General features: G+C 69.9%; 22 protein-coding genes. 11 read left to right on the top strand and 11 right to left on the bottom strand.

Features of this window, described 5'->3' with window-relative positions:
* Positions 1-33 precede the first annotated feature (33 nt).
* The 3 genes from BBH68_RS19010 to BBH68_RS19020 are packed head-to-tail and all read right to left on the bottom strand — an operon-like array spanning position 34 to position 1,027.
* Positions 34-309, bottom strand: a complete 276-nt coding sequence (locus BBH68_RS19010; RefSeq protein ID WP_065964038.1) for a hypothetical protein — start codon at positions 307-309, stop codon at positions 34-36.
* Entirely contained in the window at positions 306-668 is a 363-nt protein-coding gene (locus BBH68_RS19015; RefSeq protein WP_065964041.1) for a hypothetical protein, read from the bottom strand. The genes BBH68_RS19010 and BBH68_RS19015 overlap by 4 nt, the downstream gene beginning before the upstream one ends.
* Positions 665-1,027 (bottom strand): ATP-binding protein, encoded by a 363-nt coding sequence (locus tag BBH68_RS19020; RefSeq protein ID WP_245738120.1) that lies wholly within the window; start codon positions 1,025-1,027, stop codon positions 665-667. The genes BBH68_RS19015 and BBH68_RS19020 overlap by 4 nt, the downstream gene beginning before the upstream one ends.
* A gap of 200 nt (positions 1,028-1,227) precedes the next feature.
* Here BBH68_RS19020 and BBH68_RS44050 point away from each other — a divergent pair, with 200 nt between their 5' ends.
* From BBH68_RS44050 to BBH68_RS39545, 3 genes are read left to right on the top strand one after another with little or no spacing between them, the layout of a single operon-like run.
* Positions 1,228-1,491, top strand: coding sequence for a Scr1 family TA system antitoxin-like transcriptional regulator (locus tag BBH68_RS44050; RefSeq protein ID WP_065964042.1), 264 nt, complete (start codon positions 1,228-1,230; stop codon positions 1,489-1,491).
* Between the two features lie 35 nt (positions 1,492-1,526).
* Entirely contained in the window at positions 1,527-1,772 is a 246-nt protein-coding gene (locus BBH68_RS44055; RefSeq protein WP_065964047.1) for a hypothetical protein, read from the top strand.
* Positions 1,773-1,791: 19 nt separating this feature from the next.
* Positions 1,792-2,067, top strand: a complete 276-nt coding sequence (locus BBH68_RS39545) for a DUF397 domain-containing protein (RefSeq protein ID WP_079151076.1) — start codon at positions 1,792-1,794, stop codon at positions 2,065-2,067.
* On the opposite strand, the gene BBH68_RS42005 is transcribed toward BBH68_RS39545, so the two are convergent.
* Positions 2,003-2,290 carry a hypothetical protein gene (locus BBH68_RS42005; protein ID WP_065964053.1) on the bottom strand — a complete coding sequence of 96 codons (288 nt, stop codon included), beginning with the start codon at positions 2,288-2,290 and terminating at the stop codon, positions 2,003-2,005. The genes BBH68_RS39545 and BBH68_RS42005 overlap by 65 nt on opposite strands.
* Before the next feature lie 179 nt (positions 2,291-2,469).
* Between BBH68_RS42005 and BBH68_RS19040 the strand changes: the two genes are divergently transcribed.
* The 7 genes from BBH68_RS19040 to BBH68_RS19070 all read left to right on the top strand — a co-directional run bounded on the left by BBH68_RS19040 (position 2,470) and on the right by BBH68_RS19070 (position 9,216).
* Positions 2,470-3,009 carry a GNAT family N-acetyltransferase gene (locus BBH68_RS19040; protein ID WP_065964054.1) on the top strand — a complete coding sequence of 180 codons (540 nt, stop codon included), beginning with the start codon at positions 2,470-2,472 and terminating at the stop codon, positions 3,007-3,009.
* An 81-nt stretch (positions 3,010-3,090) separates the two neighbouring features.
* Positions 3,091-3,330, top strand: coding sequence for a zinc-binding dehydrogenase (locus tag BBH68_RS19045; protein ID WP_065964055.1), 240 nt, complete (start codon positions 3,091-3,093; stop codon positions 3,328-3,330).
* A gap of 134 nt (positions 3,331-3,464) precedes the next feature.
* A complete protein-coding gene (locus tag BBH68_RS19050) occupies positions 3,465-5,111 on the top strand; it encodes a peptide ABC transporter substrate-binding protein (protein ID WP_065964056.1) in 1,647 nt (548 codons plus the stop codon).
* Positions 5,112-5,114: 3 nt separating this feature from the next.
* Complete coding sequence (locus tag BBH68_RS19055; RefSeq protein WP_065964057.1) at positions 5,115-6,038, top strand: ABC transporter permease; 924 nt, start codon at positions 5,115-5,117, stop codon at positions 6,036-6,038.
* A complete protein-coding gene (locus BBH68_RS19060) occupies positions 6,031-7,059 on the top strand; it encodes an ABC transporter permease (RefSeq protein WP_065964058.1) in 1,029 nt (342 codons plus the stop codon). The genes BBH68_RS19055 and BBH68_RS19060 overlap by 8 nt, the downstream gene beginning before the upstream one ends.
* 98 nt (positions 7,060-7,157) lie before the next feature.
* A complete protein-coding gene (locus BBH68_RS19065) occupies positions 7,158-8,174 on the top strand; it encodes an ABC transporter ATP-binding protein (RefSeq protein ID WP_065964083.1) in 1,017 nt (338 codons plus the stop codon).
* Positions 8,146-9,216 carry an ABC transporter ATP-binding protein gene (locus BBH68_RS19070; RefSeq protein ID WP_065964059.1) on the top strand — a complete coding sequence of 357 codons (1,071 nt, stop codon included), beginning with the start codon at positions 8,146-8,148 and terminating at the stop codon, positions 9,214-9,216. The genes BBH68_RS19065 and BBH68_RS19070 overlap by 29 nt, the downstream gene beginning before the upstream one ends.
* Positions 9,217-9,267: 51 nt before the next feature.
* Here BBH68_RS19070 and BBH68_RS19075 read toward each other — a convergent pair whose 3' ends face one another.
* From BBH68_RS19075 to BBH68_RS19090, 4 genes are read right to left on the bottom strand one after another with little or no spacing between them, the layout of a single operon-like run.
* On the bottom strand, positions 9,268-10,470 hold the full coding sequence (locus tag BBH68_RS19075) for a Gfo/Idh/MocA family protein (protein WP_065964061.1): 1,203 nt from the start codon (positions 10,468-10,470) through the stop codon (positions 9,268-9,270).
* A gap of 29 nt (positions 10,471-10,499) precedes the next feature.
* A complete protein-coding gene (locus BBH68_RS19080; protein WP_065964063.1) occupies positions 10,500-11,843 on the bottom strand; it encodes an ABC transporter substrate-binding protein in 1,344 nt (447 codons plus the stop codon).
* Positions 11,844-11,853: 10 nt separating this feature from the next.
* Positions 11,854-12,771: a carbohydrate ABC transporter permease gene (locus BBH68_RS19085; RefSeq protein WP_065964064.1), complete on the bottom strand. Its 918-nt coding sequence runs from the start codon at positions 12,769-12,771 to the stop codon at positions 11,854-11,856.
* Between the two features lie 15 nt (positions 12,772-12,786).
* Entirely contained in the window at positions 12,787-13,743 is a 957-nt protein-coding gene (locus tag BBH68_RS19090; protein ID WP_065964065.1) for a carbohydrate ABC transporter permease, read from the bottom strand.
* 167 nt (positions 13,744-13,910) lie between these two features.
* Here BBH68_RS19090 and BBH68_RS19095 point away from each other — a divergent pair, with 167 nt between their 5' ends.
* The gene (locus BBH68_RS19095; RefSeq protein WP_065964067.1) at positions 13,911-15,071 is read left to right on the top strand and encodes an ROK family transcriptional regulator; all 1,161 of its coding nucleotides are present in this window, start codon (positions 13,911-13,913) and stop codon (positions 15,069-15,071) included.
* A 2-nt stretch (positions 15,072-15,073) separates the two neighbouring features.
* Here the strand turns inward: BBH68_RS19095 and BBH68_RS19100 are convergent, their stop codons facing one another.
* The 3 genes from BBH68_RS19100 to BBH68_RS19110 all read right to left on the bottom strand — a co-directional run.
* Positions 15,074-15,454, bottom strand: a complete 381-nt coding sequence (locus BBH68_RS19100; RefSeq protein ID WP_065964084.1) for a cupin domain-containing protein — start codon at positions 15,452-15,454, stop codon at positions 15,074-15,076.
* Between the two features lie 45 nt (positions 15,455-15,499).
* Positions 15,500-16,609 (bottom strand): ABC transporter ATP-binding protein, encoded by a 1,110-nt coding sequence (locus BBH68_RS19105; RefSeq protein WP_065964068.1) that lies wholly within the window; start codon positions 16,607-16,609, stop codon positions 15,500-15,502.
* 12 nt (positions 16,610-16,621) lie between these two features.
* Positions 16,622-17,269, bottom strand: a 648-nt coding sequence (locus BBH68_RS19110; RefSeq protein ID WP_141713023.1) for an ABC transporter ATP-binding protein, incomplete at its 5' end; no start/stop codon positions are given.

Below are 17,269 nucleotides of genomic sequence, written 5' to 3' on the forward strand. Positions count from 1 at the left end.
CGTGACAACGGCCCGGGCGGCCCTCGTGCTGGTTCAGGACCCGCCCGATTCGGGCCAATGCTGCACCCGGATGATGAAGACGGTGGTGAAGCGACGATGCTCCTGGTACCAAACGATCAATCGGCCCTCAGCGTGGTCGAGTAACCCCGACACTCCGGATTCATGGACCGGTGGGTCGCCGAGGTACTTGACGGCAGCGGCGTCGGCCAGTCGCTGAGCAAGCCGCTCCACGTCACGCTTGATCTGGGAGTCCAAGCCGCCCACCACGTTTTCGGCATCGGGCAGGTACTCCCATGTCCAATCGCTCATGCGACGACCTCGCGACGCGCGGCGTCCAACAGCTTTCCGATCTCGGCCGAGGCACGCCGGGCGTCTTCGATGCTGGGCGCCTCGGCGACGGCCGCCTCCAACTCATGGAGCCGCCTAGCCCGGTCCGGGTAGCGCCGCAGCGCCACGAAAACCCCCCAGCGGTGGAGAAAGGTGTGCATGGGGACAGTGCTGTCGGTCTGCACCGCCTCTTGCCAGGCGCTGTGAAATTCTTCCTCGAATCGCACAGCCGCGCCGAGGTCCAGGGAACGCACGGCGACTCTCAGCGCCTGCTCGGTCAGCGGTGGCATGGGGAACAGCGGCTTGTCGTGGTGGGAGTCCTCTATGGGCTGCGTGCTCACGGCGCGGTCTCCTCCGGTGTGCCGTAGGCCGTCCACATACGATGGCCGGTGCGGGTCGACGATTGCCCAGTCTGCCCCATCGCGGGCGGCGACGGGGCCAGCGTGAACCACACGGCCTTGCCGGTGACGCCCGCGTCCTTGTCGGTGTAGTCGTGCACGCCCCACGCGTCGGAGCACGACTCGACGAGCGTGAGGCCCCGGCCGTTCTCGTCGTCGGCCCGCGCCACCACTGGCCGCGGCAGCCCCTCGCCGGAGTCCCACACGGTGACTCGGAAGTCCGGCGACGTCGGCTCCCAGTCCATGCTGACGTACGCGTCGGTGGTGGTGTTCCGGTACGCGTTGGTCACCAGCTCGGACACGAGAGTTCAGCCGTATCGACGATGCAGTCGAGGCGGGCCGCTTTGAGGACGTGGCGGATGGTGGCTCGTACGACGCCCACGGCGCGGGGGTCGTGGGGGATGAAAAGGCCGCTGCACGCGCGGACAGCGAGGGAGGGGCGCATGGGGCTGAGGGCCAACCCAACGTATCGTCAGCGGCGTTTCGGCGCTGAGCTGCGCAAATGGCGCAGGATCCGGGGAAGGGCTGGTGGAGTCGCTACCGCGGGATGTTGGGGGCGTCCCACCTCGATCTTGCGGAGCTGGAGGCCGGTGCGGTCCACCTCTGGAACTACGAGCCGATGTACATTCCCGGGCTGCTTCAGACAAGCGACTACGCCGCCGCGATCCACAGCGGCAGCTACGTCGAGAACCCGCAGGCCGTGCGCGAGCAGGCAGTCGAGTTCCGGCTGGAACGTCAGAAGGTGCTGGTGGGTGAGCGTGCTTGACCATCCAAGTGTTCCCTCTGGACATTGAACGAGGCGTGGCCTTCAATCACGCGTTCATGGTGATCGAACCGGCCGTGGCCGAATTGAGCACCGTGTCCATCGACCGGCTCGGCATGTCCGATTACGTGGGCGACCAAGAGGTAATCGACGGGTACCGGGAGACCTTCGGCAAGCTGGCCGAGCTGGCCCTGCCCTGCGTTGACGCAGCGTCCGCTCCGGAGGCCCGGAGATCCAAGGACTCACTGGGCCTCATCCAGCACATCCTCTACCCCCTGCTCTAGTTGCTCCAGGAAGGCGCGCATGGTCAGGCTTATATGGCGGAAATCCAGCTTCAGCACCGGCGAGGCAGCCAACTGCCTGGAACTGGCCGCCGACCCCACGGGAACCCCCCGCCTCCGCGAGAGCGACGACCCAGAGGTCGTCATAACCATGCCCGCAGCCACGCTCCGCGCGTTCCTGCGGGCCGCCAAGGCGGGGGAGTTCGACCGGATGACGCAGCGCCCGCTGACGGTCACTTCATGTAGCAGATCTTCTGGCCCGAGACCCACAGCTTGTAGCTCTTGCCCCCATGAGTGACCGTCACGCTGTGGGCCTTGATCTCCGCACAGTGTTTGCCCGTCATGGACGGCGTGGGGGTGGGTGTGGGCGAGGGCGTGTCCTGCACGGAGGCCGCCGTGGTGTGCTTCGCGGACGCTGCGGGCGTCGCGAACGCGGCACTCGCGGAGGTCACTGCCGCACCACCGGCCATCAGGGCCGCCGCAGCGCCGGTAGCCAGGGCGCGCACGATCGAGTTCCGCATCACTGTCACCTTCTCAGATCGGCTATGAACTGCCCTTGTCCCATTGTTCGCGCCCTCTCGGCGCGGATGCATGTCGATCACCTTTGGCGGTCGCCCGTCGCTCCTGCGAGCCGACCCTGCCGCCTGTCGATGCCGAGGCCGTGCCCGAGGCCCGTACGACCACGCGTCAGGATCGCCACGTGACCACTGGTGACCACTTCACCCTGCATGTGGGCGGGGCCGCCCAGGTGGACTCTCTGTTCGACCTCTTGGTGGAGGTCTATGCCGACGCCTACGCGGACCACGCGGCCACGGGCCGTCCTTCCGCTCAGCCTGACGCGTTCGCCGAACGACTCATCTCCGCCTCCGGCGCCTACGGCTTCACATGGGCCGGAGCATGGGCCGACGGAGAGCTGACCGGTTTTGGCTATGGAAATGTCTACGAGCTGGGCTCCTGGCTGGGGGAGGGCCTGGCCGGGCGTGTTCGGCCAAGAGACAAGCTGAGCCGGAAGGTGTTCGTCACCGAGGAACTGATGGTGCGTCCGGCCTGGCGTAACCGCGGGATCGGCGGACAACTCAACATGGGGTTGGTCAAGGCGGCGCACTACGGCGTCTCGGCGGCCGGCGCTCGCGTTCCTCAGGGCAACGAGGCAGCCCTACGTTTTTCCATGAGTTCGAATATGAATCCTTCGGCGTCCGCGGTCTCGACGACTTGGACGAGCCGTCGACTCACGTTCTGATCAAATGGTCTCTGGGGAGGCCTTTCGTCTTCCGCCGTTTGGTGGGGGAATGGACATATTCGACGGAATGGTGAATGTCGGTTGGCTTGCGGTGAGGGGGCAAAGCCCCTCGATCCCGGCCTGCTGTTCGCCTCGGGCGCGGTGGTGCGGCCGGTCGCCACGGGGAGCCGGGCCCGTTTCACCGAGCTGTTCCGGGCGGTGGAGGTCCACCGGGCGCGCCCGGTGATCGAGCGGGTGTTCCCCTTCGCCGAGGTCCCCGACGCCTTCCGGTCCGTCCAGTCGGGCGGCGGCCTCGGGAAGGTCGTCATCGGCCACCGCTGACCGTCGCCGCCGTCGCACGGGCGGGCCGCCACGGACGGCCGCCGCGCGGATGCGGACCGTCACCTCCTGGGATGTCATGGGGGGACTGAGCCGGAGCTCACGCCGGGACTCCGTTCGGCCCTCGGGAGGCACCCATGCGCATCGCCGCGCGCGCCCCGCGCGCCAGGCGCGCGGCGCGGGCCGTGGGGGTCCCGGCCCTCGCCGTGGCGCTCGCCGCCCCGGCCGTCACGGGCTGCGGCGGCAGCGGCGCGCCCCAGGGGGTCGTACGGTCCTCCTGGAGCGACCCGCCCAACCCGCTGGAGCCCGCCAACATCAATGATGTGCAGGGCGGCAAGGTCCTCGACATGATCTTCCGGGGCCTCAAGCGGTACGACCCCGACACCGGCGAGGCCAAGAACGCGCTGGCGGAGCGGATCCTGACGACCGACCAGCGGAACTTTACCGTCACCATCAAGCGCGGCTGGCGGTTCGGCAACGGCGAGAAGGTCACCGCCAAGTCCTTCGTGGACGCCTGGAACTACGCCGCGCTGCTCGACCACGAACAGCGCAACGCCTACTTCTTCGAATACATCCAGGGCTACGACAAGGTCCACCCGGCGACCGGCCGCCCCACCGCCAGGACCCTGGCCGGACTGCGCGTCAAGGACGAGCGGACCTTCACCGTCCGGCTCAACCAGAAGTTCTCCAGCTGGCCCGAGACGCTCGGCTACAACGCCTACGCGCCGCTGCCCCGCGCCTTCTTCGAGGACCACGCCGCCTGGCTGCGCAAACCCGTCGGCAACGGCCCGTACGAGGTGGTGTCGTACACCAAGGGCTCCGTGATGAAGCTGCGCGCCCGCGACAACTACCCGGGCCCGGACAAGCCCCGCAACAAGGGCGTCGACCTGCGGGTCTACACCGACAGCAACACCGCCTACACCGATCTTCAGGCGGGCAACCTCGACCTGGTCGACGATGTGCCCGCCGCGCAGCTGAAGTTCGTCCGCTCCGACCTCGGCGACCGCTACATCAACCGGCCCGCCGGCATCATCCAGACCCTCACCTTCCCGATGTACGACCGCCGCTGGCGGGGCCCGGGCTCGGACCGGCTCCGGCGCGGCATCTCCATGGCGATCAACCGCCCGCAGATCACCGACCGGATCTTCCACGGCACCCGCACCCCCGCCACCGACTGGACCTCCCCGGTGCTGCGCCGCCGGGGCGGCTACCGGCCCGGCCTGTGCGGCGACGCCTGCCGCTTTGACCCCGCGCGGGCCAGGGCGCTGATCAAGGCGGGCGGCGGGCTGCCCGGCGGGCGGATGACCATCACGTACAACGCCGACAGCGGCTCCCACAAGGACTGGGTCGACGCGGTCTGCAACAGCGTCAACACCGTGCTGCGCAGCGACCGGGCCTGCGTGGGCCGGCCGGTCGGCACCTTCGCCGACTACCGCAACAAGATGACCGACAAGCGGATGACCGGGCCGTTCCGGGCGGGCTGGCAGATGGACTACCCGCTGATCCAGAACTTCCTTCAGCCGCTCTACTACACCGACGCCTCGTCCAACGACGGCCACTGGAGCGACGCCGCCTTCGACCGGCTCGTCGACCGGGCCAACGCCGAGTCCGGCGACGGTGCGGCCATCGCCGCCTTCCAGGACGCCGAGAAGATCCTCGCCGCCCAGATGCCCGCCATCCCGCTGTGGTACCAGAACGGCAGCGCGGGCTACTCCCCCCGGCTCAGCGGGGTGACCCTCAACCAGTTCAGCGTCCCGGTCTACGACCGGATCGAGGTCGGCTGAGCCATGGGCCGCCACGTGCTCCGGCGACTGCTCCAGATGATCCCCGTCTTCCTGGGCACCACCTTCCTGATCTTCTTCATGGTGTACGCGCTGGGCGACCCCGTCGCCGCGCTCTTCGGCGACAAGGCCCCCGACCCGGCCACCGCCGCCCGCATCCGCCAGGAGCTCTACCTCGACGAGCCGCTGTGGCGGCAGTACGTCCACTACATGGGGCAGGTCTTCAGCGGCCACTTCGGCACCGCCTTCGACGGCCGGCCCGTCACCGAGCTGATGGCCGACGCCTTCCCCGTCACCCTCCGGCTCACCCTCGTCGCCGTCCTCTTCGAGACGGCCCTCGGACTCACCCTCGGGGTCGCGACCGGGCTGCGCCGAGGGCGCGCCCTGGACACCTCCGTGCTGCTGCTGACCCTGGTCGTGGTCTCCGTCCCCACCTTCGTCAGCGGCTCGGTGCTGCAGTATCTGATCGGGGTGAAGTGGGGCTGGACCACGCCCTCCGTCGCACCCGAGGCACCCCTGGGGCAGCTGCTGCTGCCGGGCGTCGTCCTGGGCCTGGTCTCCCTCGCGTACACCACCCGGCTCACCCGCACCTCCCTCGTGGAGAACGCGCGCGCCGACTACGTGCGCACCGCCGTCGCCAAGGGGCTGCCGCGGCGCCGGGTGATCGTCCGCCATCTGCTGCGCAACTCCCTGATCCCCGTGGTGACCTTCCTCGGCACCGACCTCGGCGCGCTCATGGGAGGCGCCATCGTCACCGAGCGGATCTTCAACATCCACGGCGTGGGCTACCAGCTCTACCAGGGCATCCTGCGCCAGAACTCCCCGACGGTCGTCGGCTTCGTGACCATCCTCGTGATCGTCTTCCTGCTGGCGAACCTGCTCGTCGACCTCCTCTACGCCGTGCTCGACCCGAGGATCCGCTATGCCTGAGCCCTACGACAGCCCGCCCGCGCCCGCCCCGCCCGGCGGCGGCGGGCCCGGCGGCGGCGCGCCGGCCCTGGCCGCCGCCGACCCCACCGCGGCCGCCGCCCCCGCGGCCGTGCCCGCCGGCCGGCGCGGAGGCGGCCGGGCCCCGGGGCGGGGCCGGGCGGCCGGACCCGCCGCCGCGCCGCGCGGCCTGTGGTCCGACGCCTGGCGGGACCTGCGCCGCAACCCGGTCTTCGTGGCCTCCGCCCTGATCATCCTCTTCCTGGTGCTGATCGCGGTCTGGCCGCAGCTGATCACGGACGGAAATCCGTACCGCGGCGACCTGGCCAAGGCCCAGGACGGCCCGGCGCCCGGCCACCCCTTCGGCTACGACCTCCAGGGCCGCGACGTCTACACCCGCACCGTCTACGGGGCCCGCGCCTCCATCACCGTCGGCATCTGCGCCACCGCGGGCGCGGCCCTGCTCGGCAGCGTGCTCGGCGGGCTGGCCGGGTACTACGGCGGCTGGTGGGACGCCCTGCTGTCGCGGATCGCCGACGTCTTCTTCGGCATCCCGATCCTGCTGGGCGGCCTGGTGTTCCTGTCCGTGGTCACCAGCGGCTCGGTGTGGCCGGTGGTCGGCTTCATCGTGCTGCTGGGCTGGCCCCAGATCTCCCGCATCGCGCGCGGGGCCGTCCTGACCGCGAAACGGCACGACTACGTCCAGGCGGCGCGGGCGCTCGGCGCGAGCGACGCCCGGACGCTGCTGCGGCACATCGCGCCCAACGCCGTGGCCCCCGTGATCGTCGTCGCCACCATCGCGCTCGGCACGTACATCGCGCTGGAGGCGACGCTGTCCTTCCTCGGCGTGGGCCTCAAGCCGCCCACCGTCTCCTGGGGGATCGACATCTCCTCCGCCTCCACCCAGATCCGCAACGCCCCGCACATGCTGCTGTGGCCCGCGGGGGCGCTGAGCGTCACCGTGCTGGCCTTCATCATGCTCGGCGACGCGGTGCGCGACGCGCTCGACCCGAAGCTGCGGTGAGGGGGCCGGGGATGAGCCGCGCGGACCGCGACGCAGAGCAGGACGCCGGGCAGGACGCAGAGCAGCGCGCCGGGCAGGACGCCGAGGGGCCGCCCGCCGTGCCCCGGCTGCTGGAGGTCCGGGACCTGCGGGTGGAATTCCGCACCCGGGACGGCGTCACCGAGGCGGTGAGCGGGGTGTCGTACGGCGTGGACGCGGGCCGGACCCTGGCGGTGCTGGGCGAGTCCGGCTCGGGCAAGTCGGTGACCGCCCAGGCCGTCATGGGCATTCTCGACTCCCCGCCCGCCCGGGTGACGGGCGGACGGATCCTCTTCCGGGGCCGGGACCTGCTGCGGATGGGCGAGGACGAGCGCCGCCGGGTGCGCGGCGCCAGGATGGCGATGATCTTCCAGGACGCGCTCTCCGCGCTGAACCCGGTGCTCTCGGTGGGCGCCCAGCTCGCCGAGATGTACGAGGTCCACCAGGGCCTGTCGCGCCGCGCCGCGCGCGCCAGGGCCGTCGAGCTGATGGACCGGGTGCGCATCCCGGCGGCGAGGGAGCGGGCCGGGGACTATCCGCACCAGTTCTCCGGCGGGATGCGCCAGCGCATCATGATCGCCATGGCGCTGGCGCTGGAGCCGGACCTGATCATCGCCGACGAGCCGACGACCGCGCTGGACGTGACCGTCCAGGCCCAGGTCATGGACCTGCTCGCGGAGCTGCGGCGCGAGTACGCCATGGGCCTGATCCTGATCACCCATGACCTGGGCGTGGTCGCCGACGTGGCCGACACGATCGCGGTGATGTACGCGGGCCGGATCGTGGAGACCGCGCCCGTGCGCGACCTGTACCGGCGCCCGGCCCACCCGTACACCCGAGGGCTGCTGGACTCGGTCCCGCGCCTGGACGGCGGGGGCAGGGAGCTGTACGCGATCAAGGGGCTGCCGCCCGGCCCGGCGGACCTCCCGCCCGGCTGCCCCTTCGCCCCGCGCTGCCCCCGGGCCCAGGACGTCTGCCGCGCCGAGAGGCCGCCGCTGTACGAGGTGGCATGCGGGGACGCGTCCGTGCGGCGGGCCAGTGCCTGCCACTTCTGGAAGGACGAGCTCGATGCCCGCGACCCCATCGCCGCCCCCTGAGCCCGCCGCCGAGCCCGGCGCTCCCGTCCTGGAGGTGCGCGATCTCGCCAAGGTCTACCCGCTGACCCAGGGCGTCCTCGTCAAGCGCCAGGTCGGCGCGGTCAGGGCCGTCGACGGGGTCTCCTTCGACCTGCGGCGCGGCGAGACCCTCGGCGTCGTCGGCGAGTCGGGCTGCGGCAAGTCGACCCTCGCCAGGCTGCTGGTCACCCTGGAGCAGCCGACCGCGGGGGAGATCCGCTACCGGGGCGAGGACATCACCAGGCTGTCGGGGCGGGCCCTGAAGGCCGTCCGGCGCAACATCCAGATGGTGTTCCAGGACCCGTACACCTCGCTGAACCCCCGGATGACGGTCGGTGACATCATCGGCGAGCCCTTCGAGATCCACCCCGAGGTGGCCCCGAAGGGCGACCGGCGCCGCAAGGTGCGGGAACTCCTGGACGTGGTGGGGCTCAACCCGGAGTACATCAACCGCTATCCGCACCAGTTCTCCGGCGGTCAGCGCCAGCGCATCGGCATCGCGCGCGGCCTGGCCCTCAACCCGGAGATCATCATCTGCGACGAGCCGGTCTCGGCGCTGGATGTGTCGGTGCAGGCCCAGGTCGTCAATCTGCTGGCCCGGCTCCAGGAGGAGTTCGCGCTCTCGTACCTCTTCATCGCGCACGACCTGTCCGTGGTCCGCCATATCTCCGACCGGGTGGCCGTGATGTATCTGGGCCGCTTCGCCGAGACGGGCACCGGCCCCCAGATCTACGACCACCCCACCCACCCGTACACCCAGGCCCTGCTGTCCGCCGTCCCGGTCCCCGACCCCGACTCCCACCGGGGCCGGGAGCGCATCATCCTGGCCGGAGACGTGCCCTCCCCGGCCGCCCCGCCGTCCGGCTGCCGCTTCCGCACCCGCTGCTGGAAGGCGCGCGAGCGGTGCGCCACGGAGGTGCCCCGGCTCGCGGTGCCGTCGTCGTTCCAGGGCGCGGACAGCCCGGCCGCGCACCCCTCGGCCTGTCATTTCGCCGAGGAGCGCCTGCCCGCGCCCAGCGGCTGACCCCCGGCTTGACGGCAGGCCGTCGAGGCGCGCGGACGGTGAGGACCGGCCTCACAGCTCGGGCGCGTCCCCGAAGTCCGGGATGTCCAGCCTCGTGCCGCCCTGGAGCGCGGACTGGTGCGCGACGATGCCCGGCAGGGTGTAGCGGGCGGCGACCCAGGCGTTGACGGACGGCAGCGTGCGGGTGTTGACCGCGGTCACGAAGTCGTCCACCAGGAAGTGGTGGCTGCCCTCGTGGCCGTTGTGCAGGTGGTCGAACTCCCTCGGCAGCCGCGAACGGTCGTGCACGGGCGCGGAACCCGAGGTGAAGGCCGCCCGCAGGTCCGGTGCGATGTGCTCGAGCGACGGATCGTCGGGCGCCAGCGTGGGCTTGGGCTCCAGCAGCTCGGTGATGTCCTTCACCCCCTTCTTGTCCTGCCAGAGGCTGACGGTGGCGAGCTGCTCCATGCTGGCCTCCGTACCGAAGAACCGGAACCGTGATTCCCGGATGTAGGAGGGGTAGCCGACTCGCCGGAACTCGTTCGTACGGAACGAGCCACCGCCCGCCACCTCGAACAACGCGGTGGCATTGGAGAAGTCGTTGCCGAACTGGCTGATCTCCCGGTCGAACACGCCGTCCCCGCGGTCGTCCCTCACCCCGATCGCGGACACGCTCACCGCGTGCGTCTGCCAGGCGCCGAGCACCCCGCCGACCGAGTGCGTCGGGTAGAGCAGCGGAGGATAGCTGGCGGTCGCCTTCCAGTTCTCGCCGCCGCTGTACTGATAGGCCTCGTAGAAGCCGAGATCCATGTCGTGGACGTAGTCGCCCTCCGCGTAGAAGAGCCGGCCGAAGGCGCCCTCGGCGATCTGCCGGCGGGCGTGGACGGTCGCCGGGTTGTACTGGCTGGTCTCACCCATCATGTACGTCAGGCCGGTGGCGCGTACGGCCTCGATGATCGCCGCTATCTCCTCGGTGCTGATCGCCATGGGGACGGCGGAGTAGACGTGCTTGCCCGCGTTCAGGCCCTGGAGCACCAGCGGGCCGTGCGTCCAGCGCTGGGTGAAGATGGCGACCGCGTCGACCGCCTGCGACTCCAGCATCGCTTCGTACGTGGGGAAGGTGCCCGCCAGCTGCTGGGCGGCGGCGAGCTGTTCCGCGCGTTCGGGCAGCAGATCGGTGACGTAGATGTCGCCGACGCCGGGATGCGCCTGGAACAGCGCGGCGAACTGGCCGGAGAACTGGCCGGCGCCGACGATGCCGAGCGAGAAAGTCATAGGAGGCGTGCCCTTCACTGGTGGGGAGATCACTGCGAGAGGATTCGGTTGATCTGGCTGTTGGTCTGGTCGAGGCTGCTCACCGGCGCGCCATTGCCGTAGATGTCCTCCATCCGCGGGGTCATGAGCGCGGTGACGTCCGCCGCGTAGTTGGTGATGGGGTAGGAGAAGGTCAGGAAGTCCTTCTTGTCGGCAACCGGTTCGGTGAACGCCGTGACGTCGATGCCCTGCTTCTCGTAGGCGGCGGTGGCGGCCTTGGTCCCGGCCGGGGTGGCGGGGAAGACGACTCCGTACGTGCCGACGACTCTCTGGCACTTGTCGGAGGCCAGGTAGGCCACCCACTTGCGGGCGCCTTCCTTGTTGCGGGCGCCCTTGGTGATGGAGTCGGCGAGGCCGTTCATCATGGTGGCGCGCCTGCCGGTCGGGCCGACGGGGGTGAGGGCGGTCCTGATGTCCCGGCCCTTGAAGCCGTGGTAGGTGGAGATCATCCAGGCCCCGTCGAACGCCGCGGCGGCCTTGCCCGAGGCGACCTGCGTGTTCGCCTGGTTGGACTGGATGTTGTAGTCGGAGAGCGGGGCCAGGTAGCCCTTCTTCGCCAGTCCGAAGTACCACGTGATGACGGACTGGAAGGTCTTGCTGTCGTACTGGTACTTCGTACCCCAACGGGCCTTGTCGGTGTAGTTCCACCCGGCGGAGGCGGTGAACATGCTCCACTGGGTCTGTCCGTCGCCGTAGCCGCCGCCGTTGCCGGCCAGCCCGTACACCTTGACGTTGTGTCTGTCGAAGCCGGGTTCGTCGCCCCGTCTGCCGTTCTTGTCGACGGTGAGGTGCGCGATGGCCTTCTCGAAGGTGCCGCCGTCCTCGGGGTTCCAGGAGAGGCTGTTGAGCCGCTCGGCGGTGAGTCCGGCGGCCTTGGCCATCTTCTGGTTGTAGAAGAGGGCCACGGTGTCCCAGTCCTTGGGGGTGCCGTAGCGGTGGCCGTCCTGGCCGATCCAGTTGGCGGCGAGCCCGGGCTGGTAGGCGGACTCCTTGATGCCGAGGTCGTCGAGCGACTCGAGCACCTTCAGATCGGCGAACTGGCCGAACTTCTGGATGTGGTCGGTGAACACGTCCGGCTGGGTGCCCGCGATGAACCCGGCGGTGAGCTTGGTCCAGTAGTCGCTCCAGCCCAACTGCGTGATCTTCACCTTGAGCCCGGGGTTCTCCTTCTCGAACCCCTTCGCGCAGGCCTGGTAGGCGGGCAGTTGGTTGGCGTCCCACAGCCAGTACGTCACGGTGTTCGCGGACGCTCCGGTGCCCTCGCCGGCCGCGCAGCCGGTCACGAGGGACAGCGTCAGGGCTCCGGCCAGCGCGGTCAGGGTACGAAGTCGCATGGTCGGTTCCTCACTTGATCCCGGTGAAGCCGATGGAGCTGACGATGCGGCGGGCGAAGCAGCCGAAGAGCACGAGCATCGGCAGCGCGGCGATCAGCGTGGCCGCCGAGAGTCCGGACCAGTCGACGCCGGTCGCCGGGGTCTGCGCCCGGAAGATCGCCAGGGCCACGGTCAGCACGCGGGAGCTGTCGCTGTAGGAGACCATCAGCGGCCAGAAGTAGTCGTTCCAGGAGGTGATGTACGTCAGCACGGACAGCGTGATGATCGGCGTGGAAGCCATCGGCAGGATCACCCGGAAGAAGATCTTGATCTTTCCGGCGCCGTCGAGCAGCGCCGCCTCCTCCACCTCCCGGGGCACGTTCATGAAGAACTGCCGCAGGAAGAACACCGCGAAGGGCGTCATGAAGAGACTGGGCAGCGCGATGCCGAGCAGGGTGTCCACCAGGTGCAGCTGCTTGATCAGCACGAAGTTCGGCAGCAGGGTGAAGATGGTCGGCACCATCAGCCCGGCCAGGAACAGGCCGAACACCGTGTCCCGGCCACGCCAGCGCAGCCGCGAGAAGGCGTACGCGGCCATCGCGGAGAAGAAGACCTGACAGCCGGTGATCAGCGTCGAGACGATCACCGAGTTGAGCAGATAGCGCCAGAAGTCGAGCCCGCCGCCGGCACCGCCCTGGGCGATGGCCTCCTTGGCGGACTGCAGCCCGAGGGCGCGTTCGAAGCCACTGGTGCCGAGGTCCACCGGCAGGGGGTTCGCGGGGTCGGCGTTGAGGCCCGCGTTGGTGGACAGCGCGGTGCGCAGGATCCAGTAGAACGGCAGCAGGGTGATGAGGACGATCAGGGCCAGCACGGTCCAGGCGGCGGCCCGGCCGAGGGAGAATCCGCGCCTGACCGGACGTATCCCGTCCGTCGTGGTGGTGGCGGTCACGGTGAGTTCCTTCCGTCAGCCGAGGTCGGTCCGGCCGGCCCGGGTGATCCGGTACTGGATGACGGTGATCGCGGTGAGGACGACCAGCAGGGCGACGGACATCGCCGAGGCGTAGCCGAACTGGAAGCGGCCGAAAGCGGAGCCGTAGATGTAGTACTGCAGCACGTTGGTGGCGTTCGCCGGACCGCCGGCGGTCGTCACGGCGACCGTGTCGAAGACCTGGAACGAACCGATCACGGTCATGATCAGCACGACCGCCAGCACCGGCCGCAGCAGCGGCATGGTGATCCGCCAGAACATCCGCCACTCGCTCGCGCCGTCGACCCTGGCCGCCTCGTACACGTCGTTCGGGATCGCCTGGAGACCGGCGAAGAGCAGGAGCGCGGTGTAGCCGACGTGCCGCCAGACGTTGATCAGGGCGATGGTGGGGATCGCCCAGGTCTCGTCGGCCAGGAAGGGAATGCGGTCGAAGCCCAGACTCTGGAGGATCTCGTTGCCGATGCCGAGCTGGTTGTCGAGTATCCACAGCCAGACCAGGCCGGCGACGACGTTCGACATCAGATAGGGGGTGAGCACGATGCCCCGGAGCACGGCCGACTGGGTCAGCCGCTGCAGCAGCACCGCGATGGCGAGGGCCGATACCGTCTGCACACCGATGTTGATGACCACGTACTCGACGGTGACCTTCAGCGAGTCCCAGAAGAGCGGGTCATGGACCAGCCGGTCGTAGTTGTCCAGGCCCACCCACTCGGGTGGGGTGAGCAGGTTGAAGCGGGTGAAGCTGAGATAGATGCCCCGCAGCGTCGGCCAGAGCAGGAAGACCAGAAAGCCCAGCAGGGCGGGGGCGATGAAGACGGCCGCGAGGGCTCCGTCTCCGCGCTCGCGGGCCTTGCGGGTTCCGGCTCTCGGTGTGACTCCCTCGGCCCCGCGCAACGGCAGAGGCGAAGGAGGGCTGCTGGAGGCGACGGTCATCGGAGACTCCCTCGTCTGCGGCGTCCTCAGGCTGAGGGCTTACTTTTGATGCAAAACAATCCATGCGTCAAGAGTCCTGCAAGTGTCTTTTCTCGTCCGGCTTCTCCCGCGTAGAGTGCCGCCATTACTTCCTTGGTGAAAAAAATCGTGGGGGGAGTCCGACCTTCATGACCACACGTGCGGCGAGTTGGCCGCCGCTGAGCCCCGGTGAACGAGCGGTGGCGATCGAGGTGCTGGTGCACGGTCCGCTGTCACGCAGCGAGATCGCCCGGCGGCTGAACCTCTCGGCGGGCAGCCTGACCCGGCTGACCAAGCCGCTGATCGAGTCGGGTCTGCTGATCGAGTCGGCCGAGGACACGGCGCTCGCGGAGGTACGGCAGGGGCGGCCCTCCCAGCCCCTGGACATCGTCCCCGAGTCCCGCTACTTCCTCGGGTTCAAGGTCACCGAGGAGAGGGTGTACGGGGTTGTCACCACCCTGCGCGGAGACGTCGTGGCCCGTGACGAACGGCCGCTGACCACGCATGACCCGGCCGAGGTGGTCGAGTTGCTGCACGAGATGACGGAGGGGCCCGCCGGTGCGTTTCCCCGACTGGCCGGGATCGGCGTCGGCGTCGGCGGCAGGGTCCGGGACCGCTCCACCGTCGTCGACTCACCCTTCCTCGACTGGGCGGACGTGCCGCTGGCCGAGCTGGTCGAGAAGCGCACGGGGCTGCCGGTGGTCGTCGAGAACGACGTGGCGGCGCTGGTGGAGGCCGAGTCCTGGTTCGGCGCGGGGCGCGGCCTGGACCGTTTCGCGGTGCTCACCATCGGGGCGGGGATCGGCTACGGACTGGTCGTGGGCGGCAGGCGGGTGGCTTCCCGCGAGGACGGGGAGGGCTTCGGCCGGCGCTGGATCGTCAACCCCTACGGACCACTCACCCCTTATGGCGATCGGGGCAGCGCCATCTCCCTGCTCACCATCCCCAGCATCCGCTACCAGCTCCAGGCCGCGACCGGCCGCGAGATGACATACGAGGAGATCCTCCGCCTCGCCGCCGAGGGTGAGCCCATGGCCGCCCGTGTCGTGGACGAGGCCGCGAAGGCGCTGGGCACGCTCGTGGCCCAGATCGCCAACTTCGCGATGCCGCAGAAGATCCTGCTGGCCGGCGAGGGGGTGAGCCTGGTCGATGTGGCCGGCCCGGCGGTGGAGGAAGCCGTCCTCGCCAATCGGCACCCCCAGGCCGACCCCGTCAACCTGGAGACCAAGGTCTCCGACTTCCACGACTGGGCCCGGGGCGCCGCCGTTCTGGCCATCCAGGTGCTGGTCCTGGGGTCGGCCGAGACCTGACGTCAGCCGCGGGGCTCCGCCGCCTCCACCGCATAGCCGGGTACGGACTGCCAGCGCACCGTCAGCACCACCGACTCCTCCTCCGCGACCCAGGAGTGGTCGACCCCACGCCCCCACACCACGTAGTCGCCCTGCTGCTCCAGCAGCACGCTGCGGCCGGGCAGCTCCACGCGGAAGCGGCCGCTGATGAGGACCAGCAGGGCCGTTCTCTCCTCGCCCCTCACCCACTCGGCCCGCTCGTCACCCGGGGGGTGGACGCCCCACTTGATCTCCACGGCGTCGCTGTGGCGGGGGTCGCCGGCGTCCTTGAAGTGCCCGAGGAGCCAGCCCCGGTCCAGCGCCGCGTCCTTGCCCGCGTTCCCCACGTACACGGTCTCGTTCACGCTGTCGTTCACGCTGTCGTTCACAGACGCGGACGCTAGCAGCTCTCAGTCCTTGTGGATGTCCTCGGCGGCTATCAGCGCCGGGTCGAGGATCACGTCCTCCTCGCGGGCCGCGACGCTCGGGGCCTCGGGGAAGTGGCAGGCGGACAGATGGCCCTCGTGGTTGCCCTCGAGGCGGACCAGCGGGGGCTCCTCGCGAGCGCACTTGTCCTGGGCCTTCCAGCAGCGGGTGCGGAAGCGGCAGCCGGAGGGCGGGTTGATCGGGGAGGGCACGTCGCCGGCGAGGCGGATCCGCTCGCGGCGGGCGATGTCGCCCCCGTCCGGGTCCTCACTCAGCAGGACCGGCTCGGGCACCGCCGAGAGCAGGGCGTGGGTGTAGGGATGGCGGGGACGGTGGTAGATGGAGTCCCGGTCGCCCACCTCCACGATCTTGCCGAGGTACATGACCGCGACGCGCTGCGAGAAGTGGCGCACGACGGCGAGGTCATGGGCGATGAACAGGAAGGCGATGCCCAGCTCGCGGCGGAGCTCCTGGAGGAGGTTGACGACCTGGGCCTGGATGGAGACGTCGAGCGCGGAGACCGGCTCGTCGGCGATGATCAGCTTGGGTTCGAGGGCCAGCGCGCGGGCCACCCCGATGCGCTGGCGCTGGCCGCCGGAGAACTCGTGGGGGAAGCGGTTGTAGTGCTCGGGGTTCAGGCCGACGGTCTCCAGCAGCTCCCGCACCCGGGCCTCGCGGCCGCCCGGCGGCTCGATGCCGTTGATCTCCATCGGGCCGGAGATGATCGCGCCCACGGTCTGCCGGGGGTTCAGCGAGGAGTACGGGTCCTGGAAGATCATCTGGATCTGGGAGCGGATCGGCGCCAGCTGTTTGCGGTCCGCGTGGGTGATGTCCTGGCCCTGATAGGTGATCGTCCCGCCGGTGGGCTCCAGCAGCCGGGTCAGCAGGCGGCCCGTGGTGGACTTGCCGCAGCCGGACTCGCCGACCAGGCCGAAGCTCTCACCGGCCCGCACGGTCAGGTCGATGCCGTCCACCGCCTGGACCGCCCCGACCTTCCGCTTGAAGGGGAAGCCACCCATGATCGGGAAGTGTTTGGTGAGCTTCTCCGCGACCAGGAGGGGCTCCCCGGAGGCGGGCGACGCGTTGCTGCTCATGGTCGGGGACTCCTAGGCCAGCCGGGGCTTGATCTGTTCGGTGAAGATGGTCTGTTTGCGGTCGGCGGCCAGATGGCAGGCCGCGCCCCGCCCCGCGGGCAGCGTCGGGCGCTCGGTGGCGCAGCGGTCGCCCTCGACCTCCGCGGGATAGGCGCAGCGCGGGTGGAAGGGGCAGCCGGGCGGCGGGGCGAGGAGGCTGGGCGGGGCGCCGGGGATGGGGTTCAGCGGTTCGTCGACGGCGGAGGTCAGGCGCGGCATGGAGCCCAGCAGCCCCCAGGTGTACGGGTGCTGGGGGGACCGGAGCACCTCGCGTACGGTGCCGCGCTCCACGGCCCGGCCCGCGTACATGACCAGCAGGTCGTCGGCCGTGTTGGAGACCACGCCCAGGTCGTGGGTGATGAGGATGATCGCGGAGCCGAACTCCTGTTGCAGGTCCTTGAGCAGGTCGAGGATCTGGGCCTGGACGGTGACGTCCAGGGCGGTGGTCGGCTCGTCGGCGATGAGCAGGTCGGGGTCGCAGACCAGGGCCATGGCGATCATCGCGCGCTGCCGCATGCCGCCGGAGAACTGGTGCGGATAGTCGCGCACGCGCAGCTTGGGGTTGGGGATGCCGACCTTCTCGAGCATCTCGATCGCGCGGTCCCACGCCTCGCGCCGGGA

This window comes from Streptomyces sparsogenes, assembly GCF_001704635.1.
In the GTDB taxonomy this organism is placed as follows: domain Bacteria; phylum Actinomycetota; class Actinomycetes; order Streptomycetales; family Streptomycetaceae; genus Streptomyces; species Streptomyces sparsogenes.